This window comes from Brevundimonas sp., assembly GCF_035627475.1.
Taxonomy (GTDB): Bacteria; Pseudomonadota; Alphaproteobacteria; order Caulobacterales; family Caulobacteraceae; genus Brevundimonas.
Window position 1 is genome coordinate 22,261 of the sequence record NZ_DASPLR010000001.1, and the last position, 15,333, is coordinate 37,593.

Genomic DNA, 15,333 nt, shown 5'->3' on the forward strand with positions numbered 1-15,333 from the left:
AGCCGCGACCTGAGACCCGACAAGGCGGAAAGGCTGCGCCGGCCTGGCTGAACCGCCGCTGAACACCGCGTTTAGGTGCTCGATCCGCCCAGGTGTCTGACGGAAGCGCCGCGCCCGATCGCCCGGAACCATCCCGGGGCGGCCCGGTTGGACGGCTTCAGATCAAGGGAGCGCAGCATGCTGGCGATGGACTACCGGGGACCGCGTCGGGTCCGCATCGAAGAGAAGCCGATGCCGACGATCCAGCATCCCCGGGACGCGATCGTCAGGGTGACCCGATCATGCATCTGCGGCTCCGACCTGCACCTCTACCACGGCATGGTGCCTGACACGCGCGTCGGCATGACTTTCGGCCACGAGTTCTGCGGGGTCGTCGAGGAGGTCGGCGACGACGTCAGCAACCTGTCGAAGGGCGACCGCGTGCTCGTGCCGTTCAATATCGCTTGCGGCCAATGCCACTTCTGCAAACAGGGCCTGTTCGGCAATTGCCACGAGTCCAACGCCCAGGCGACCGCCGTCGGCGGCATCTTCGGCTATTCGCACACCGCGGGCGGCTATGACGGCGGCCAGGCGGAATACGTCCGGGTGCCCTATGCCGACTTCGGCCCCACCCTGATCCCCGAATGGATGGACCCGGACGACGCGGTCCTGCTCACCGATGTGGTGCCCACCGGCTACCAGGCTGCCGAGATGGGGGGCATCCAGAAGGGCGACACGGTGGTGGTGTTCGGCGCCGGTCCCGTCGGCCTGCTCGCCGCCCGCTGCGCATGGCTCTTCGGGGCAGGGCGGGTGATCGTCATCGACCACCACGAATACCGGCTCGACTTCGCCCGCAGCTACTGTCCCGCCGAGGTCTATGACTTCCGCGAGATCGGCGACCCTGTCGTCTTCCTCAAGAAAGCCACCAACGGCCTCGGGGCGGACGTCTGCATCGACGCGGTCGGGGCCGACGCCTCCGGCAACGGCTGGCACACTATGTTCGGCAAGAAGCTGAAGCTGGAGGCCGGCTCGGCGGTGCCGCTGCACTGGGCCATCAATTCCGTCAAGAAAGGCGGGGTGGTGTCTATCGTCGGCGTCTACGGCCCGACCGGCAACATGGTCCCGATCGGCAATGTCGTGAACAAGGGTATCACCATCCGCGCTAATCAGGCCTCGGTGAAGCGGCTGCTTCCGCGCCTGATCGACCACGTGAAGGAGGGCCGGATCGACCCCAAGGCCATCATCACCCACCGCATGCCGCTGGAGGAGGTCGCCGAAGCCTATCACCTGTTCTCGTCGAAGCTGGACGGCTGCATCAAGCCCGTCCTGATCCCCAACGCGGCCTGACCGGAGAACAGCGACATGAGGACCCAGAGCGACAAGGCCGACGCCGCCGCCGCCGACGCCCACCCCCGGATCGATCCCGCCACCGTCGTCGGCTGGGGTGTCGACGCCGACCCGGACAACGACCCCACCTGGCCGATGCGCGACCGCTCGCAGGACGACGGCCCCGGCATGAACTGGGCGCGCCCGCCGGTGCAGGACACGGACGTCGAAATCCTGCAGTCGGTCGAGCACAGGCGCCGACCGGCGGCCGTGGGAACCTCGACTCCGCCCGCTGGGCTCAGCGGCTCTGTGAGGCGTCAGGCCTTCCGGCTGAGCGAGAGTCAGTGGGGCCACTGGCTCCTCCTGATCCTCGCCGACCGGATCAACACGGTTGAGGGCTTATTTCAGGACATCAGGCGCGGCCGGATGCCCAACCCGCTTGTCGAGATGGGCGTCGTCCCGCAGTCGCGCTCGCGCGAGGCGGCGGCGGGAACCGTAGCTCTGTTCGCCATTGGCGTGATGGCGGGCGTCCTGCTTCTGCGTCGTCGCCGCTGACAGGCGTCGCGCCTGCCTACTCGAACAGCTCCCCGCTCTCCGGCGCGCCCTCGATCGCCGCCCGGGCCAGCGCCCGCGTCACCGGCCGGTGCAGCGCATCCAGTCGCTCGACCACCTCCGCCGCGGCCGCCGCCGACCGGTCGATCCGCCGCAGCAGATAGGGGATGACGTCCCTGGCCGGGCGGATGCCGCGCTCGGCGAATCGCGCCTCCAGCATGGCCGCCAGCACCGCGTCGTCCGGGACCTCCACCGCGATGGTGCGGACCGAGTCCAGCCGGGAGCGCAGGTCGGGCAGGGCGGTCGACCAGGCCGACGGCGGCTCGCGCGAGACCATCAGCAGGGCCCCGCCCGGCGCCTGGGCCAGGTTGATCAGGTGGAAAAGGGTCTCGTCGTCGACATCCCGGGCGCGGTCCAGCAGCACCGGCCGCCCCTCCAGCTCCAGCGGGTCGATCAGCGCCGCCTCGGCCCCGTGCAGCGCCGTCGCGCCGACCCGTTCCGCCCAGATCTGCCCCAGACGGCTCTTGCCCGCGCCCTCGGGGCCATGCAGCGCCATCACCCCGCCGATCAGATCGGGCCAGGCCGCCAGCGCCTCGTGCGCCGACCGGTTGCTGTCCGAGACCACGAACCCGTCCGCGCCCTCGGGCAGGTCGCGCTGCAGCGGCAGGCGCATCTGGTCAGGCGGAGAGGGGCGGGCGGTCATTGCGTTCACCATAGCAGAAGCCGCGTCCCGTCCGCTGCGCCCACCACGGCATCCGTGAATAGACCGGTTCCGCTTGTGGACGCTTCGCCGCGCCGCGTCGTCCCGGGGCTCCCCGAGGGCGTGACGCTGTGCTGGCAATCCGGGGAATTATAGTCGGGTTCAGCTGAAATTCGCGCGTCGTTTCAATGTTGTGGCTGTTTCTCAAAGCCATCTTTCCGCCTGAGAAGACAGCGGGCGTATCATGCCCGCCTGTCTGTCCCGGTCTTTGACAATCGAACCGCCGCCGCTCCGCCCCAGGAGCCGCGATGCCGACAGGGCGAAATCGCCACGTCTGGAGCTCCCCCGGGGCCGGCGCCGACTCTGCCGACTCTGCCCCCGCGTTTTCCCGCGCGCTTGCCGACCCTGCCGACTCTGCCCCCCCGATTTTCTCGCGGGCCAGACCTGTCGCGCCAGCCCCGCAACGCCGCTGGCCTTGACTTTCGGGGGCGATAATGCGCCCTTCCGGCCTCCCGATTTGAGGCCTCCCCGGCCCGTATTCCAAGACGAACCGACCATGCACGCCTACCGCTCCCACACCTGCGGCGCCCTCCGTTTGGCCGATGCGGGCTCCAATGTTCGATTGTCAGGGTGGGTGCACCGCAAGCGCGACCATGGCGGCCTGCTGTTCGTCGACCTGCGGGATCACTACGGCCTGACCCAGCTGGTGCTGCACCCCGAGACTCCCGGTTTCGAAGCCGTCGAACGCCTGCGCGCCGAGAGCGTCATCCGCATCGACGGCGAGGTGGTGGCCCGCGAGGCCTCGGTGGTGAACCCGAACCTGCCGACCGGCGAGATCGAGATCCGCGTCGCGGGGGTCGAGGTCCTGTCCGAGGCCGCCGAACTGCCGCTGCCGGTCTTCGGCGAGCCGGAATACCCTGAGGAGATCCGCCTCAAGCACCGCTACCTCGACCTGCGCCGCGAGACCCTGCACAAAAACATCGTGCTGCGCTCGAAGGTGATCCACTCGATCCGCCGCCGCATGGTCGACCAGGGCTTCCTCGAGTACCAGACCCCCATCCTGACCGCCTCGTCGCCGGAAGGGGCGCGCGACTTCCTCGTTCCGTCGCGCCTGCACCCGGGCAAATTCTACGCCCTGCCGCAGGCCCCGCAGCAGTTCAAACAGCTGCTGATGGTCTCGGGCTTCGACCGCTATTTCCAGATCGCCCCCTGTTTCCGTGACGAGGATCTGCGCGCCGACCGTTCGCTGGAGTTCTACCAGCTCGACGTCGAGATGAGCTTCGTCACGCAAGAGGATGTTTTTGCTGCGATCGAGCCCGTCATGCATGGCGTGTTCGAGGAGTTCGCCGACGGCAAGAAGGTCGACCCCTATCCCTTCGTCCGCATCCCCTACCGCGAGGCCATTTCGCTGTTCGGCACCGACAAGCCGGACCTGCGCAACCCGATCGAGATGTCGGACGTCAGCGACCATTTCCGTGACGGCGGCTTCGGCCTGTTCAACAAGATCCTCGCGGCCGACGCCAAGAACGCCGTCTGGGCCATTCCGGCCCCGACCGGCGGCTCGCGCGCCTTCTGCGACCGCATGAACTCCTGGGCCCAGGGCGAGGGCCAGCCGGGTCTCGGCTACATCTTCTGGTCCGAGGACCAGGGCGGCTGGGGCGGCCCGATCGCCAAGAACCTCGGCGCCGAGGCGACCGACGCCCTGATGAAGTCGCTGGCCATGGGCAAGGGCGACGCCGCCTTCTTCGCCGCCGGCGACCCCTCCGTCTTCTACAAGTTCGCCGGAAACGCCCGCACCAAGCTGGGCCAGGACCTCAACCTGATCGCCGACGACGAGTTCAAATTCTGCTGGATCGTCGACTTCCCGATGTTCGAATGGAGCGAGGAAGAGAAGAAGGTCGACTTCTCGCACAACCCCTTCTCGATGCCTCAGGGCGAGATGGAGGCCCTGCAGACGAAAGACCCGCTCGATATCCTCGCCTACCAGTACGACATCGTCTGCAACGGCTACGAGCTCTGCTCCGGCGCGATCCGGAACCACAAGGCCGAGATCATGCTCAAGGCCTTCGAGATCGCCGGCTACGACGCCTCTGTGGTCGAGGAACAGTTCGGCGGCATGCTCAACGCCTTCCGCTACGGCGCGCCCCCGCACGGCGGCCTGGCCCCCGGCATCGACCGCATCGTCATGTTGCTGGCCAACCAGACCGCCATCCGCGAGGTCATCGCCTTCCCGCTGAACCAGCAGGGCCAGGATCTGCTGATGAGCGCGCCGTCCGACGCCGCCGAGCGCCAGTACAAGGAACTGCACATCCGCCCGGCTCTGCCGCTCAAGGGCTGATGCGAAAAGGGCCCCGCCGGAGCGGGGCCCTTGTTCAGCGGCCGCTGCTGGCGACCACGAGATTCCGGCTGCGGGGCGGGACCGGCGGGGCTGGCGGACGCGGCGGCGCCGGAACGGACCTGACGGCGCTCAGCCCCCGACAGGTCCGCGGATTGAGGTTGCTTGGCAGGCGGGTGTTGGCGTCGCCGCAGGCCCGGCTGATCTGTTCCTGGGTCAGACCGCGGGCCCGCGAGAGGTCGGCGCCGCGGATGTCGGTCCGGTTCATCTCGGCGTCCTCGAAATCGGCGCCGGCGAAGGCGCCGCCGGTCAGCCGCGCTCCGTTCAGCGTCGACCCCGAAAAGTCGGCTGAGCGGAAGTCGCCGTTCGAAAGGTTCGACACGCTGATGTCGGAGCCAGAAAAATCCGCGCCGCGCGCGCTCACATTGGCCAGGGTGGCGGCCACGACCTCCGCGTCGCTGATGTCCGCGCCGCTGAGGACCGCGCTGTTCAGATTGACGCCGACCAGCTGGGCTCCGGACAGATCGGCGGTGGCGAAGCGGGTGCGCACCAGGGTCGCCCCGGACGCATCGACGCCGGCCAGGCTGGCCCCGGTGAAATTCGCGCCGGTGAAATTGGCCCCGACCATGGTGGAGCCGTCCAGATCGGCGCGGCTGAAGTCGCTGCCCGAGAAGTTGGAGCCCATCAGCTCGGCTCCGCGCAGGTCGGCGCCGACGAGGGTGGCGTTGGTGAAGCTCGCGCCGTGGAAGGCGGCGCCGGTCAGGTCGCGGCCGGACAGTTCGCAGCGGTTGCAGGAGCCGCCCAGCGAAACCATCCGCGCCACGTCCCGGTCCTGGAAGCCGTACTGCAGCCGGATCTCGGCGGCGGCCGGCGTGGCCATCAGGGCGGCCATGGCGGCGCCCGCGGCCAGGCCGGCGGTGGTGAGGCGGCGGATCATGGGCGAAGCGATCTGGGTCACGCTCCGTTTCTGCCTCCAAAGTACGGCAAACCCTACTTAAATCGCGGTAAGGTGCATGGCCGCGGCCTGTCCGCTCAGCAGTGAGGGATGCTCAGCCCCGCCGGCAGTTCGGTGGCCTCGTCGCCACACGCCTGATTGAGCCGGGCCTGGCTCAGCCCCGTCGCCCGCCGCAGGGAGGCGCCCGCGAAATTCGTTCCGCTCAGCGTGGCGCCGCTGAAGTTGGCGCCGTCCAGATAGGCTCCGACGAAGCTCGCATTGGTCAGGTTCGCCCCGGCGAAGCTGGAGCCCGAGAAGACGCCGCCGTAGGCCTCGACATCGCGCAGGTCCGCGTTGGAGAACCGGGTGCGGTTCATCACGCTGAGGCTCAGGTCGGCCTGGCGGAGACGGGCCCCGCTCAGATTGAGGCCCCGGGCCTGAAGGCCGGAGAAATCTCCCTGGAACAGGTTGCAGCCGGCGCAGCTGGCGCCGTCGCGCACGCGGGCGATCTGCCCGGCGTTCTGGGCCGAGGCGGGCAGGGCCGCCGCGGCGGCGGCCAGGGCGATGACGGCGGTGAGGATCGGCTTCATGGCGGGCTCCGTGTCTCGCACCCCGTGGATGCAAGTCCCGCGCCATCATGGAAGGAAATCGTTGATTATCCCTGCATGGAGGGCGCGGCCCCGCAGGTGTCGCAGATCCAGCCTCCGCCGCGTTGCTGGAGCGAGAAGTCGCCGCAGGCGGGGCAGGCGGTGGCCTCGCCGGCCGAGGTCGCCGCCGCGGGAGATTCCCGCTTCTGTCCGAACGGCAGGACAACCAGGTTGTCGGGCGTGGCCCCGCGCGCGAATCCCTTGGAGATGAAGCGCGCCGCCGGCACCGCCTCGACCTCGTCGCTGGATCCGCCTCCCAGGCCGTCGGCGTTCAGGCCCTCCGGATCGGCGTTGGCCAGTTCATGCCGGTCCAGATAGGACACGCCCAGCTCACGGAAGATGTAGTCGAGGATCGAGGTCGCCGAGCGGATCGAGTCATTGCCGGTGACCCGCCCCGCCGGCTCGAATCGGGTGAAGACGAAGGCGTCGACGAACTCGTCCAGCGGCACGCCGTACTGAAGGCCGATCGAGATCGCGATGGCGAAATTGTTCATCAGCGACCGGAAGGCCGCGCCTTCCTTGTGCATGTCGATGAAGATCTCGCCCAGCTCGCCGTCGTCGTACTCGCCGGTATGGATGTAGACCTTGTGGCCCCCGACGGCGGCCTTCTGGATATAGCCCTTGCGGCGGTCCGGCAGCTTGCGGCGGGTCCGCTCCCGCTCGACGACCTTCTCGACCACCCGTTCGACGGCCCGCACCTCCGGCTCCCGTCGACGCTCGCGCGGGGCGTCGGTGTCGGGCAGGTCCAGCAACCGGCCGGAGGGAGCGGTCCGGCGCATCAGTCGGACGGCCCGACGCCCGGCCCGCGCCGCCTCGCCGAGCTGGCGCACGCCCTGGGCGGGCGTCGCGCGCCAGTCCAGGTCAAGGGGCGCGATATCGGGTGCGGGGCTGCAGGGCTCGAGAGCGCCGCGGAGACGCGCCTCGAAGGCGGCGAGGTCCGCCAGCACCGGCCGCAAGGCTTCCGGCGCCTCCGGCCACGTCGACAGGTCTCCATGTCCAAAGGCCCACGCCTCCGCCTCGGCGATGGCTTCCGGCGTGAAGCCGAGCCGGACCAGCAGGTCCCCCTCGCCGGGATCCTCGACCCCCAGCACATCCCGCAGGAAGCCGGCGTCCAGGACCGGCGCGCGGAATGCGTCCGCCAGTCGCTGCGTGCGTGCGAGCGCCGCCTCCACTCCTTCCAGTTCTATGTCGGTCAGACCGCGCGCCCGCAGCGCCGCATGGTCGATGCCCGGCGCCCCAGCCAGCGTGCGCCGCCCGAGCAGATGGCGCTCTGCGGACTCCACGTCGCCGCCGGCCCGGGCGATGGCGGCGGCCAGCGAAGGCCGAAGGCGCCGCGCCACCTCGCCGTCCCCGCTTTCGAACAGGTCGATGGCGGCCAAGGGCGTGAGGCCAAGGCGCAGGCTCGCCTCGATGTCCTCGATGAAGAGGCTGGAGGGGGCGGCATACTCCACCGCCAGCTCCGCCAGGTCCGCCGCCAGCGCCTCTACCTCTCCGAGATCGCCGGCAACCGCCACATCCGCCAGTCCGCCGAGGCCGAGGGCTGGCCGCGCACCGGCATGAGCTTTCGACCACAGCGTCAAGAGGGCGGACAGGGCCGGTCCGAACTGGTCGCCGGCGACAGCATGCAGGGCGGGCAGGGACAGCAGCACCGCCGGACCGGACGAGGCTTCGATCAGGGCCTCGGCGGCGCCTGCGTCGAAGGTCAGGATCAGGTCGCCGTCCATCCCGGCCTCGGCCGCGAGCAGGGCGACCGGTGCGCCGGCGGCGACGAGGTCACGGTCGGCCAGAGCCAGGATCGGCCGGAATGCCGGGGTGCTGAGTGGGCTGACCTCGCACGGTTCACCCGCGACCGCGCGCAGAATGTCGGCGTCGGCCGCGCCGGTCCTGCGCGCCGCCGCGGCAGCGCGGGCGAGGGCCGGGTTCCGGGCCGGATCGGCGCAGTCGGCCGATGGCCCTTCGCAGCGGCTGACGGCATCGGCCACGCCCCGGAGCGAGGCGGCGGCGGCCTCGACAGCCGTGGCGGCGAGACGGGCGGCGCGCCGGCCCGCCATCTCCGCGCGCAGCCGCCCGGCGGCCGTCGGATCGGAAAGGTCGAGCCGTTCCGGAACAGGGATTACGGGGGCGGCGGGCGACGCCAGACCCAGCAACAGCGTCGCCGCCAGTTCTTCGGCTTCGGAGCCCTCCAACCCCAGCCGCCCGGCGAATCGCGTGGCTGCGTCCGCGAGCGGGTCGTCGGCGCCGACGGCCAGGTCCTGCGCCTCCGCCCAGTCGATCCACGCCTCTACCTGGGCGTCCGGCCAGCTTTCGGGCGCGCGCACCGTCATGATCCTGTCCGGGCGTTCGATCTCGCGCCGGGGACGACGGGCCAGGGCGGCAAGCAGGGCGAAGCGGAACGGCGGGCGCATGCGACAGTCTCGGCTGAGCTGGCTCGGATGCTAACCTTCCTCACCGCATTCGCAATAAATCTGGCGTGTGTGGGTCAGGTTACCCCCAAGATGTTGAGGCTTCCCGCCACCGCGTCGCGCTGGACGGACCGCCCGGAGGTTTCTATGATTGCGCCGACGTCGCCAGCCTCCCCGCGCGACCTGAATGAGTGGATTCCCGACGTGCTAGGCAAGATCTTCGGCTGGACCAGCGGTGCGACCATCGGCACGTTGTTCACGATCGCCAAGCGCGGCGTCCTGGTCGGCACGGACGAATTCGGCAACCGATATTTCCAGTCGCGGGACACGACCAGCTATGACGGACGCCGCCGCCGCTGGGTGATCTACAACGGCTATGCCGATGCATCCAAGGTGCCGCCGGACTGGCACGGCTGGCTGCACTACACCTTTGACGAGCCGCCGACCGAACATCCGCTGCCACGCCGTGCGTGGGAGAAGGATCACCTGCCGAACCTGACGGGTACGCCGATGGCCTGGCGGCCGCAGGGCTCGCTCGCGGCTGAGGGCCGGCGTCCCGCGGCCACGGGCGACTACGAGGCCTGGCAGCCCGAATGAACACCAGGGCGACCATCCTTGCGGGCGTCACCGCGCTGGCCCTGCTGGCCTCCGGGGCCGTGGTCGCCTCGGCGCTGAACGAAATGCCGCAGGAGGCCCAGCCGGCGCCGCAGAATCCGACCGCCGACCTGAACCGCCAGCCGACCCCGCCCGTGCCGCAGGAGCCCGCGCCGGAGGCCGCGCCTGCACCGGCCGCGCCGATCGCCATCACACCGCCCGCCCCGGTGATCGTCGTCGCCCCGGAAACGCCTGGGGACGAAAGCGAGACGGAGGAGGCCGGGGAGGCGGAGGAAGAACGCGTCGCCGTTGTGAGCGAGCCGGCGGCGCCTCCCGGACGCCGCCAGCGGCGGCGCGTCGCGATCGTCGAGGCCGTCGACAAGGTCACCGCCGAGACCATGAGGTTCGAGGTCGAGGTCGGTGGCCGGCCCGTTCGTTTCCAGAAGACCCTGATCTTCACGGCTCGCGCCTGTGAGCTTTCCGCTCCCGACGAGCTTGTCGAGGATTCGATCGCCTATCTGGAGGTCAGCCTGCAGCCGCGGGGGGTCCTGCAGACCTCCGAGCCGCGCCAGATCTTCCGCGGCTGGATGTTCGCCTCGGCTCCGGCCGTCAACGGCCTTCAGCACCCGATCTACGACGCCTGGGTTGTTGGCTGTAAGGCGTAGAGGACCGCCTCGGCGCCGCTCATCGGCTCGAACAACGAGCGTGTGTCGGGACGGACCGTTCGCGCCGCGTCCAGCAGCCTGAGATAGGCGGCCTGCGGCGTCTCCACCGCACCGAACTGGCTCAGGTGCGTCGTCAGGAACTGGGCGTCCAGCAGCCGCCATCCGCCGCGCTTCAGCCGCGCTACAAGATGCACCAGCGCCACCTTCGACGCATCGCGCTCGCGGCTGAACATGCTTTCCCCGAAAAAGGCGCCCCCCAGCGTCACGCCGTAGAGCCCGCCGACCAGCCGCTCGTCCCGCCAGCACTCGACCGAATGGGCGTGACCGCGGGCGTTGAGCTCCACATAGAGCCTTCGGATGGGGTCGTTGATCCAGCTGTCCTCCCGCCCGGGCGCTGGCGCGGCGCAGGCCTCCAGCACGGCGGCGAAGGCGGTGTCGACCCGGACTTCGAATGCGTCGCTGCGCACGGTCCGGCCGAGACGGCGGGGGATGCGAAATCCGTCCAGCGGAATGACGCCCCGTTGCTCGGGCTCGACCAGGAAGACCCGGGGGTCGTCGCGGGCCTCTCCCATCGGAAAAACGCCCGTGGCGTAGCAGTTGAGCAGTTCGTTGGGGCCAAAGCCGCCGAACGGTCCGCTGGCGCTGAAGCCGGGTTCGTCCACCTTGGCTAGGCGTCGCCCTTCTGGCGTCTGGCCCAGTTCTCGAGCCAGTGGATGTCGTAGTCGCCGGACAGGATGTCGGGCTCCTGCAGCAGCTTCTGGAACAGGGGGATGGTGGTGTCGATGCCGCCGACGACCATCTCGCCCAGCGACCGCTTGAGCCGGGCGATGCACTCCTCGCGGTCGCGGCCGTGGACGATCAGCTTGCCGATCAGGCTGTCGTAATAGGGCGGAATCGAATAGCCGGCGTAGATCGCGCTATCCAGCCGCACGCCCAGGCCGCCCGGGGCGTGGAAGTCGGTGATCGTGCCCGGCGAAGGCGTGAAGGTTTCGGCGTTCTCGGCGTTGATCCGGCACTCGATGGCGTGGCCCTCGAAATGCACATCGTCCTGGGTGAAGGACAGCGGCAGACCGGCGGCGATGCGGATTTGCTCGCGCACCAGATCGACGCCGGTGATCATCTCGGTCACCGGATGCTCGACCTGCAGCCGGGTGTTCATCTCGATGAAGAAGAACTCTCCATCTTCCCAAAGAAATTCAATGGTTCCGACGCCGAGATAGCCGATGGCGGCGATGGCCTTGTTGACCGTTTCGCCGATGGCGGCGCGTTCCTTCGCCGACAGGGCGGGCGAGGGGGCCTCTTCCAGCACCTTCTGGTGGCGGCGCTGCAGCGAGCAGTCTCGTTCGCCGAGATGGACGACGTTGCCGTGACTGTCGGCGATAACCTGAAGCTCGATATGGCGGGGCTTCTGGAGATAGCGCTCCATATAGACGGCGCCGTTGCCAAAGGCGGCCTGGGCCTCCGACTGCGCGGTCTGCACCGCCTCGACCAGATCGTCGGCGGTGAGGGCGACCTTCATGCCGCGCCCGCCGCCGCCCGCCGCCGCCTTGACGATCAGCGGGAAGCCGATGGCCTTCGACGCCTCGATCGCCGCTTCGACGGTCTCGACCTCGCCCTTCGAGCCCGGCACGCAGGGGATGCCGGCGTCGAGCACCGTCTGCTTGGCGGTGATCTTGTCGCCCATGATGCGGATGTGCTCGGGCCGGGGACCGATGAAGGTCATGCCGTGGGCTTCTACGATCTCGGCAAAGCGGGCGTTCTCGGACAGGAAGCCGTAACCGGGATGGATCGCCTGGGCGCCGGTGATCTCGGCCGCGGCGATGATCGAGGGGATGTTAAGATAGGATTTGGCGGCCGGAGCCGGCCCGATGCAGACGCTTTCGTCTGCCAGCCGCACCCACATGGCTCCGCGGTCGGCCTCCGAGTGCACGGCGACGGTGGAGATGCCCATCTCCTTGCAGGCGCGGTGAATGCGCAGGGCTATTTCGCCGCGGTTGGCGATGAGGACCTTGGTGAACATTGTCATGGCTGGGGCTTACGCCTCGAGTAGGACGAGGGGCTCGCCGAATTCGACCGGCTGGGCGTCGCCGACCAGGATCTCTTTCACGACGCCGTCGCGCGGAGCCTGGATCGGGTTCATCGTCTTCATGGCCTCGACGATCAGCAGGGTCTGGCCCTTCTTGATCTTGTCGCCCGGCTGTACGAACGGCGGCGCCTCGGGCGAGGCCTGCAGGTAGGCGGTGCCGACCATCGGCGACTTCACCTCTTCACCCGAGCGGGCGACGATGGTGGCGGGGTCCGAGGGCATCGAGGCGGGCGCCGGGGCGGCGGCGGCAGCGGGCGCATGGGCGGCGGGCGCCGGGGCGGCGGCATACTGCACCGGCGCGGCCATGGTGATCTCGCGGGCCACGCGGATCTTGAGATCGCCGCGCTCGACCTCGATCTCGGTCAGGTCGGTGTCGTTCAGGATGTCGGCGAGGCCGCGCACCAGGGCGGTGTCGATCTCGTCGTTCTTGAGCTTGGGCGCGGGCGTCTTTGAATCGGCCATGGGAGCCTCTTGTTACCTTCTAAACCGAACGGTCGGCGGCGGCGCGGTGTTCCTGCGCCAGCCGGAGAGCGGCCTTGACGGCCAGTTCGTAGCTGAACGGGCCGAAGCCCGAAACCACACCGGCCGCGACCGGCGAAACATAGGAGCGGTGGCGGAATCGCTCGCGCGCCGCCGGATTGGAGAGGTGGCATTCGACGATGGGGATCGTCAGCGTCTTCAAGGCGTCGAGCAGGGCGACCGAGGTGTGGCCGTAGCCGGCGGGATTGATGACAAGCGCCGAAGCCTTTTCCCTGGCCTCGTGAATCCAGTCGATCAGTTCGCCCTCGTGGTTGGTCTGGCGAAAGACCACGGCCGCGCCGTCGGCGGCCCGCTCGCACAGCAGGCGGACGTCATCGAGGGTCTCACGCCCATAGACGTCGGGCTCACGCACCCCGAGCAGGTTGAGGTTCGGGCCGTTCAGGACGTAGAGGACGGGGGTTTCGGGCATTCGCTCGAGGTTATGACATCCGGCCGCGCGGATTCGGAGCGGCCTTTTAGCTGAGGCGTGGCGGTAATCAAACCGTCGGCCGCGAGAGATTGACGTAGCGTCATGCGTATTCTGGTCAATGGCGAACTCCGCGAGGTTGCGGCGGCGACGGTTCTGGCCCTGGTCGAGGAGCTTGGGCTCGACGTGCGCAAGGTGGCGGTCGAACGCAATCTCCAGATTGTGCCCAAGTCGCTGCATGCCGTGACGCCCGTGGCCGAAGGGGACCAGTTCGAGGTGGTCCAGTTTGTCGGGGGCGGCTGAATGACGCGTCTGCAGCCTTGGGCGATCGACCTGATCAACTACGTTGACCCCGACGAGGCTCGGACGGGCATGGTCATGTCTGAAGACCTGATGGCTCACGTCGTGTCGCGTGAGCACCTGCGGATGGCGTTGGCGAACCTCAGGGAGGTCTTGGCTGATCAGGCCGTGACGAACGCTGACCTGAAGGGGCGCCTGAACCGCGCCTCGGGCCGGACCTGGGGCGGAGAGTATGATCGCGTATTCAGCCCGCGGGAGTTTCTGGAAACGCTCGCGGCCGCCGTAGAGGCCTACCTGCACAAGGCCTGAGGCTCAGCGCGGGCCCTCGAGGTCGCGCAGGTCGCGGCCGCGGGTTTCGCGGCCCACTACCGCTATCAGGCCCAGGGCAACAACCGCCAGACCACCGACTGCGGCGGCGGCGGCTCCGAGGGGCGGGGCGGCGGCCAGCACGCTCAACCCCTGCGCCAGCAGGCCGCCCAGCTTGCTGCAGCCGGCGATCCAGCCAGTGGCCCGGCCACGGATGCGCAGGGGATAGTTCTCGGCCGTGTAGGGCAGGATGATCGCGATGACGCCGCTCGAGCCGACGATCAGCAGGGCCAGCGCGATGACGGGGTCCGCGAGCAGGGCGACGCCCATGCTGCGGAGCAGGAGGCCGAACAGGCCCGTGGCGGTGACGCCGAGCATCAAGGCCAGCGCGCCACGGGTGCTCCAGGCGCTGTAAAGCCAGACGGAGAGCAGGATGGTGGGCGCCGCTATCAGCGTCGATTTCGCAATCAGGGCCGAGGCGGCCTCGACGCTGCGGCCCTCGGCGACAAGGGCGCTGGGCAGCCATAGCAGGATGCCGAAATTGACCAGGCCCCAGGCGAGGGCGGCGAGGGTGAGGGCGATGGTGATGGCCAGGTGGCGGCGATCGACCGGCGGGAGGTGCGAATGGCTTTCCTGCACGGCCGGGGCGGCGACGGCCTGCACCCGGGAGCCGAACCGCGCCAGCATGGCGCGGGCCTCCTCGCCCCTGCCGACGTGCTGAAGGAAGCGCGCCGACTCAGGCAGCAGGGGGCTGAGGGCGATGAGGATCAGGCCGGTGGGCAGGTTGAGGAACCACATGATCCGCCAGCTCCAGTCCGGCTGCAGCCAGGCGGACAGCGCGCTGGCGGCGAAATAGCCGCCGACGGCGCCGATGCCGCCGACCAGCACCAGGGCCCAGCCGCGGTGCTTCGTCGGCATGATTTCGGCCAGGAGGGCGTAGGCGACGGGCAGCATGCCGCCGGCGGCCGCGCCCATCAGGAAGCACATGCCGACGTTCCACCAGAAGTCCGGCATGGCGCCGCAGATGGAAGTGCCGACGAACATCACCGACGACAGCAGGATCGAGGCGCGTCGCCCGTAGATGTCGGCGAGCCAGCCCCAGACGAAGGAGCCGACCACGGTGCCGCTGAGCGCCGCGAACGGCAGCACCGCGACGAGGGCGTCCGACAGGCCGTACTCCTCGCGCATGCCGGGGGTGACGAAGCCGAGGCTGGCCGGCTTCATGATGTCGACGATCAGGGCCACGGACAGCAAGGCGCACATGGCCCAGTGCGCCCCCGTAAGCGGCGCATCCTCGGGCGGGGCCAGCACCTCGAGGGGCGTCTCGTCTCCCTTGTGCGCCGGCAGCAGGCCGAAAGCCGCCAGGGCGACGCCGACCAGGATCAGGGCCATGCCCCACACCATCCCGGCGTCCATCGGCATGCCGGACAGGCGGAAGCCCATGTCGCGGCCCATCCAGTACATCGGCAGGTGCAGGGCCACGCCGGCGGTGACGACGAGGCAGCCGAGCCAGAAGGCCCAGGCATGGCGGCGGTCGCCGAAGACTCTCGCGGTGGTCAAG

The 15,333-nt window shown here is 69.3% G+C and carries 16 protein-coding genes; 7 read left to right on the forward strand and 9 right to left on the reverse strand.

The features are described 5' to 3' along the window. The first annotated feature begins 177 nt into the window (after window positions 1–177). Entirely contained in the window at window positions 178–1,326 is a 1,149-nt protein-coding gene (locus VEA62_RS00115; RefSeq protein ID WP_324816825.1) for a zinc-dependent alcohol dehydrogenase, read from the forward strand. 15 nt (window positions 1,327–1,341) lie between these two features. After that, window positions 1,342–1,860 (forward strand): hypothetical protein, encoded by a 519-nt coding sequence (locus VEA62_RS00120; RefSeq protein ID WP_324816826.1) that lies wholly within the window; start codon window positions 1,342–1,344, stop codon window positions 1,858–1,860. Between the two features lie 16 nt (window positions 1,861–1,876). On the opposite strand, the gene VEA62_RS00125 is transcribed toward VEA62_RS00120, so the two are convergent. Then, window positions 1,877–2,560, reverse strand: a complete 684-nt coding sequence (locus VEA62_RS00125) for a chromosomal replication initiator DnaA (protein WP_324816829.1) — start codon at window positions 2,558–2,560, stop codon at window positions 1,877–1,879. 553 nt (window positions 2,561–3,113) lie between these two features. Between VEA62_RS00125 and aspS the strand changes: the two genes are divergently transcribed. Beyond that, window positions 3,114–4,895: an aspartate--tRNA ligase gene (gene aspS / locus VEA62_RS00130; protein WP_324816831.1), complete on the forward strand. Its 1,782-nt coding sequence runs from the start codon at window positions 3,114–3,116 to the stop codon at window positions 4,893–4,895. 34 nt (window positions 4,896–4,929) lie between these two features. Here aspS and VEA62_RS00135 read toward each other — a convergent pair whose 3' ends face one another. From VEA62_RS00135 to VEA62_RS00145, 3 genes are all read right to left on the reverse strand, one after another. Further along, window positions 4,930–5,850 carry a pentapeptide repeat-containing protein gene (locus VEA62_RS00135; protein ID WP_324816834.1) on the reverse strand — a complete coding sequence of 307 codons (921 nt, stop codon included), beginning with the start codon at window positions 5,848–5,850 and terminating at the stop codon, window positions 4,930–4,932. A gap of 74 nt (window positions 5,851–5,924) precedes the next feature. After that, window positions 5,925–6,416, reverse strand: a complete 492-nt coding sequence (locus tag VEA62_RS00140; protein WP_324816837.1) for a pentapeptide repeat-containing protein — start codon at window positions 6,414–6,416, stop codon at window positions 5,925–5,927. Between the two features lie 65 nt (window positions 6,417–6,481). Further along, window positions 6,482–8,878 (reverse strand): TSCPD domain-containing protein, encoded by a 2,397-nt coding sequence (locus VEA62_RS00145; RefSeq protein WP_324816839.1) that lies wholly within the window; start codon window positions 8,876–8,878, stop codon window positions 6,482–6,484. Window positions 8,879–9,079: 201 nt separating this feature from the next. On the opposite strand from VEA62_RS00145, the gene VEA62_RS00150 reads away from it, so the two are divergent. Then, complete coding sequence (locus VEA62_RS00150) at window positions 9,080–9,472, forward strand: NADH:ubiquinone oxidoreductase subunit NDUFA12 (RefSeq protein ID WP_324816842.1); 393 nt, start codon at window positions 9,080–9,082, stop codon at window positions 9,470–9,472. Then, entirely contained in the window at window positions 9,469–10,134 is a 666-nt protein-coding gene (locus tag VEA62_RS00155; protein ID WP_324816844.1) for a DUF2155 domain-containing protein, read from the forward strand. The genes VEA62_RS00150 and VEA62_RS00155 overlap by 4 nt, the downstream gene beginning before the upstream one ends. Here the strand turns inward: VEA62_RS00155 and aat are convergent. Genes aat through aroQ form a run of 4 tightly spaced genes read right to left on the reverse strand, consistent with a single transcriptional unit; the run spans window position 10,101 to window position 13,169 of the window. Continuing rightward, complete coding sequence (aat, locus tag VEA62_RS00160; protein WP_324816847.1) at window positions 10,101–10,796, reverse strand: leucyl/phenylalanyl-tRNA--protein transferase; 696 nt, start codon at window positions 10,794–10,796, stop codon at window positions 10,101–10,103. The genes VEA62_RS00155 and aat overlap by 34 nt on opposite strands. Before the next feature lie 5 nt (window positions 10,797–10,801). Then, complete coding sequence (gene accC, locus VEA62_RS00165; RefSeq protein WP_324816966.1) at window positions 10,802–12,154, reverse strand: acetyl-CoA carboxylase biotin carboxylase subunit; 1,353 nt, start codon at window positions 12,152–12,154, stop codon at window positions 10,802–10,804. Window positions 12,155–12,169: 15 nt separating this feature from the next. Next, window positions 12,170–12,682: an acetyl-CoA carboxylase biotin carboxyl carrier protein gene (gene accB / locus VEA62_RS00170; RefSeq protein ID WP_324816850.1), complete on the reverse strand. Its 513-nt coding sequence runs from the start codon at window positions 12,680–12,682 to the stop codon at window positions 12,170–12,172. Window positions 12,683–12,701: 19 nt separating this feature from the next. Continuing rightward, complete coding sequence (aroQ, locus tag VEA62_RS00175) at window positions 12,702–13,169, reverse strand: type II 3-dehydroquinate dehydratase (RefSeq protein ID WP_324816853.1); 468 nt, start codon at window positions 13,167–13,169, stop codon at window positions 12,702–12,704. A gap of 102 nt (window positions 13,170–13,271) precedes the next feature. Here aroQ and thiS point away from each other — a divergent pair, with 102 nt between their 5' ends. Together thiS and VEA62_RS00185 are read left to right on the forward strand one after the other, a co-directional pair. Further along, a complete protein-coding gene (gene thiS / locus VEA62_RS00180; protein ID WP_324816856.1) occupies window positions 13,272–13,469 on the forward strand; it encodes a sulfur carrier protein ThiS in 198 nt (65 codons plus the stop codon). Continuing rightward, window positions 13,470–13,775 carry a hypothetical protein gene (locus VEA62_RS00185; protein ID WP_324816858.1) on the forward strand — a complete coding sequence of 102 codons (306 nt, stop codon included), beginning with the start codon at window positions 13,470–13,472 and terminating at the stop codon, window positions 13,773–13,775. 3 nt (window positions 13,776–13,778) lie between these two features. Here VEA62_RS00185 and VEA62_RS00190 read toward each other — a convergent pair whose 3' ends face one another. After that, window positions 13,779–15,332 (reverse strand): MFS transporter, encoded by a 1,554-nt coding sequence (locus tag VEA62_RS00190; RefSeq protein ID WP_324816860.1) that lies wholly within the window; start codon window positions 15,330–15,332, stop codon window positions 13,779–13,781. Window position 15,333: the final 1 nt, after the last annotated feature.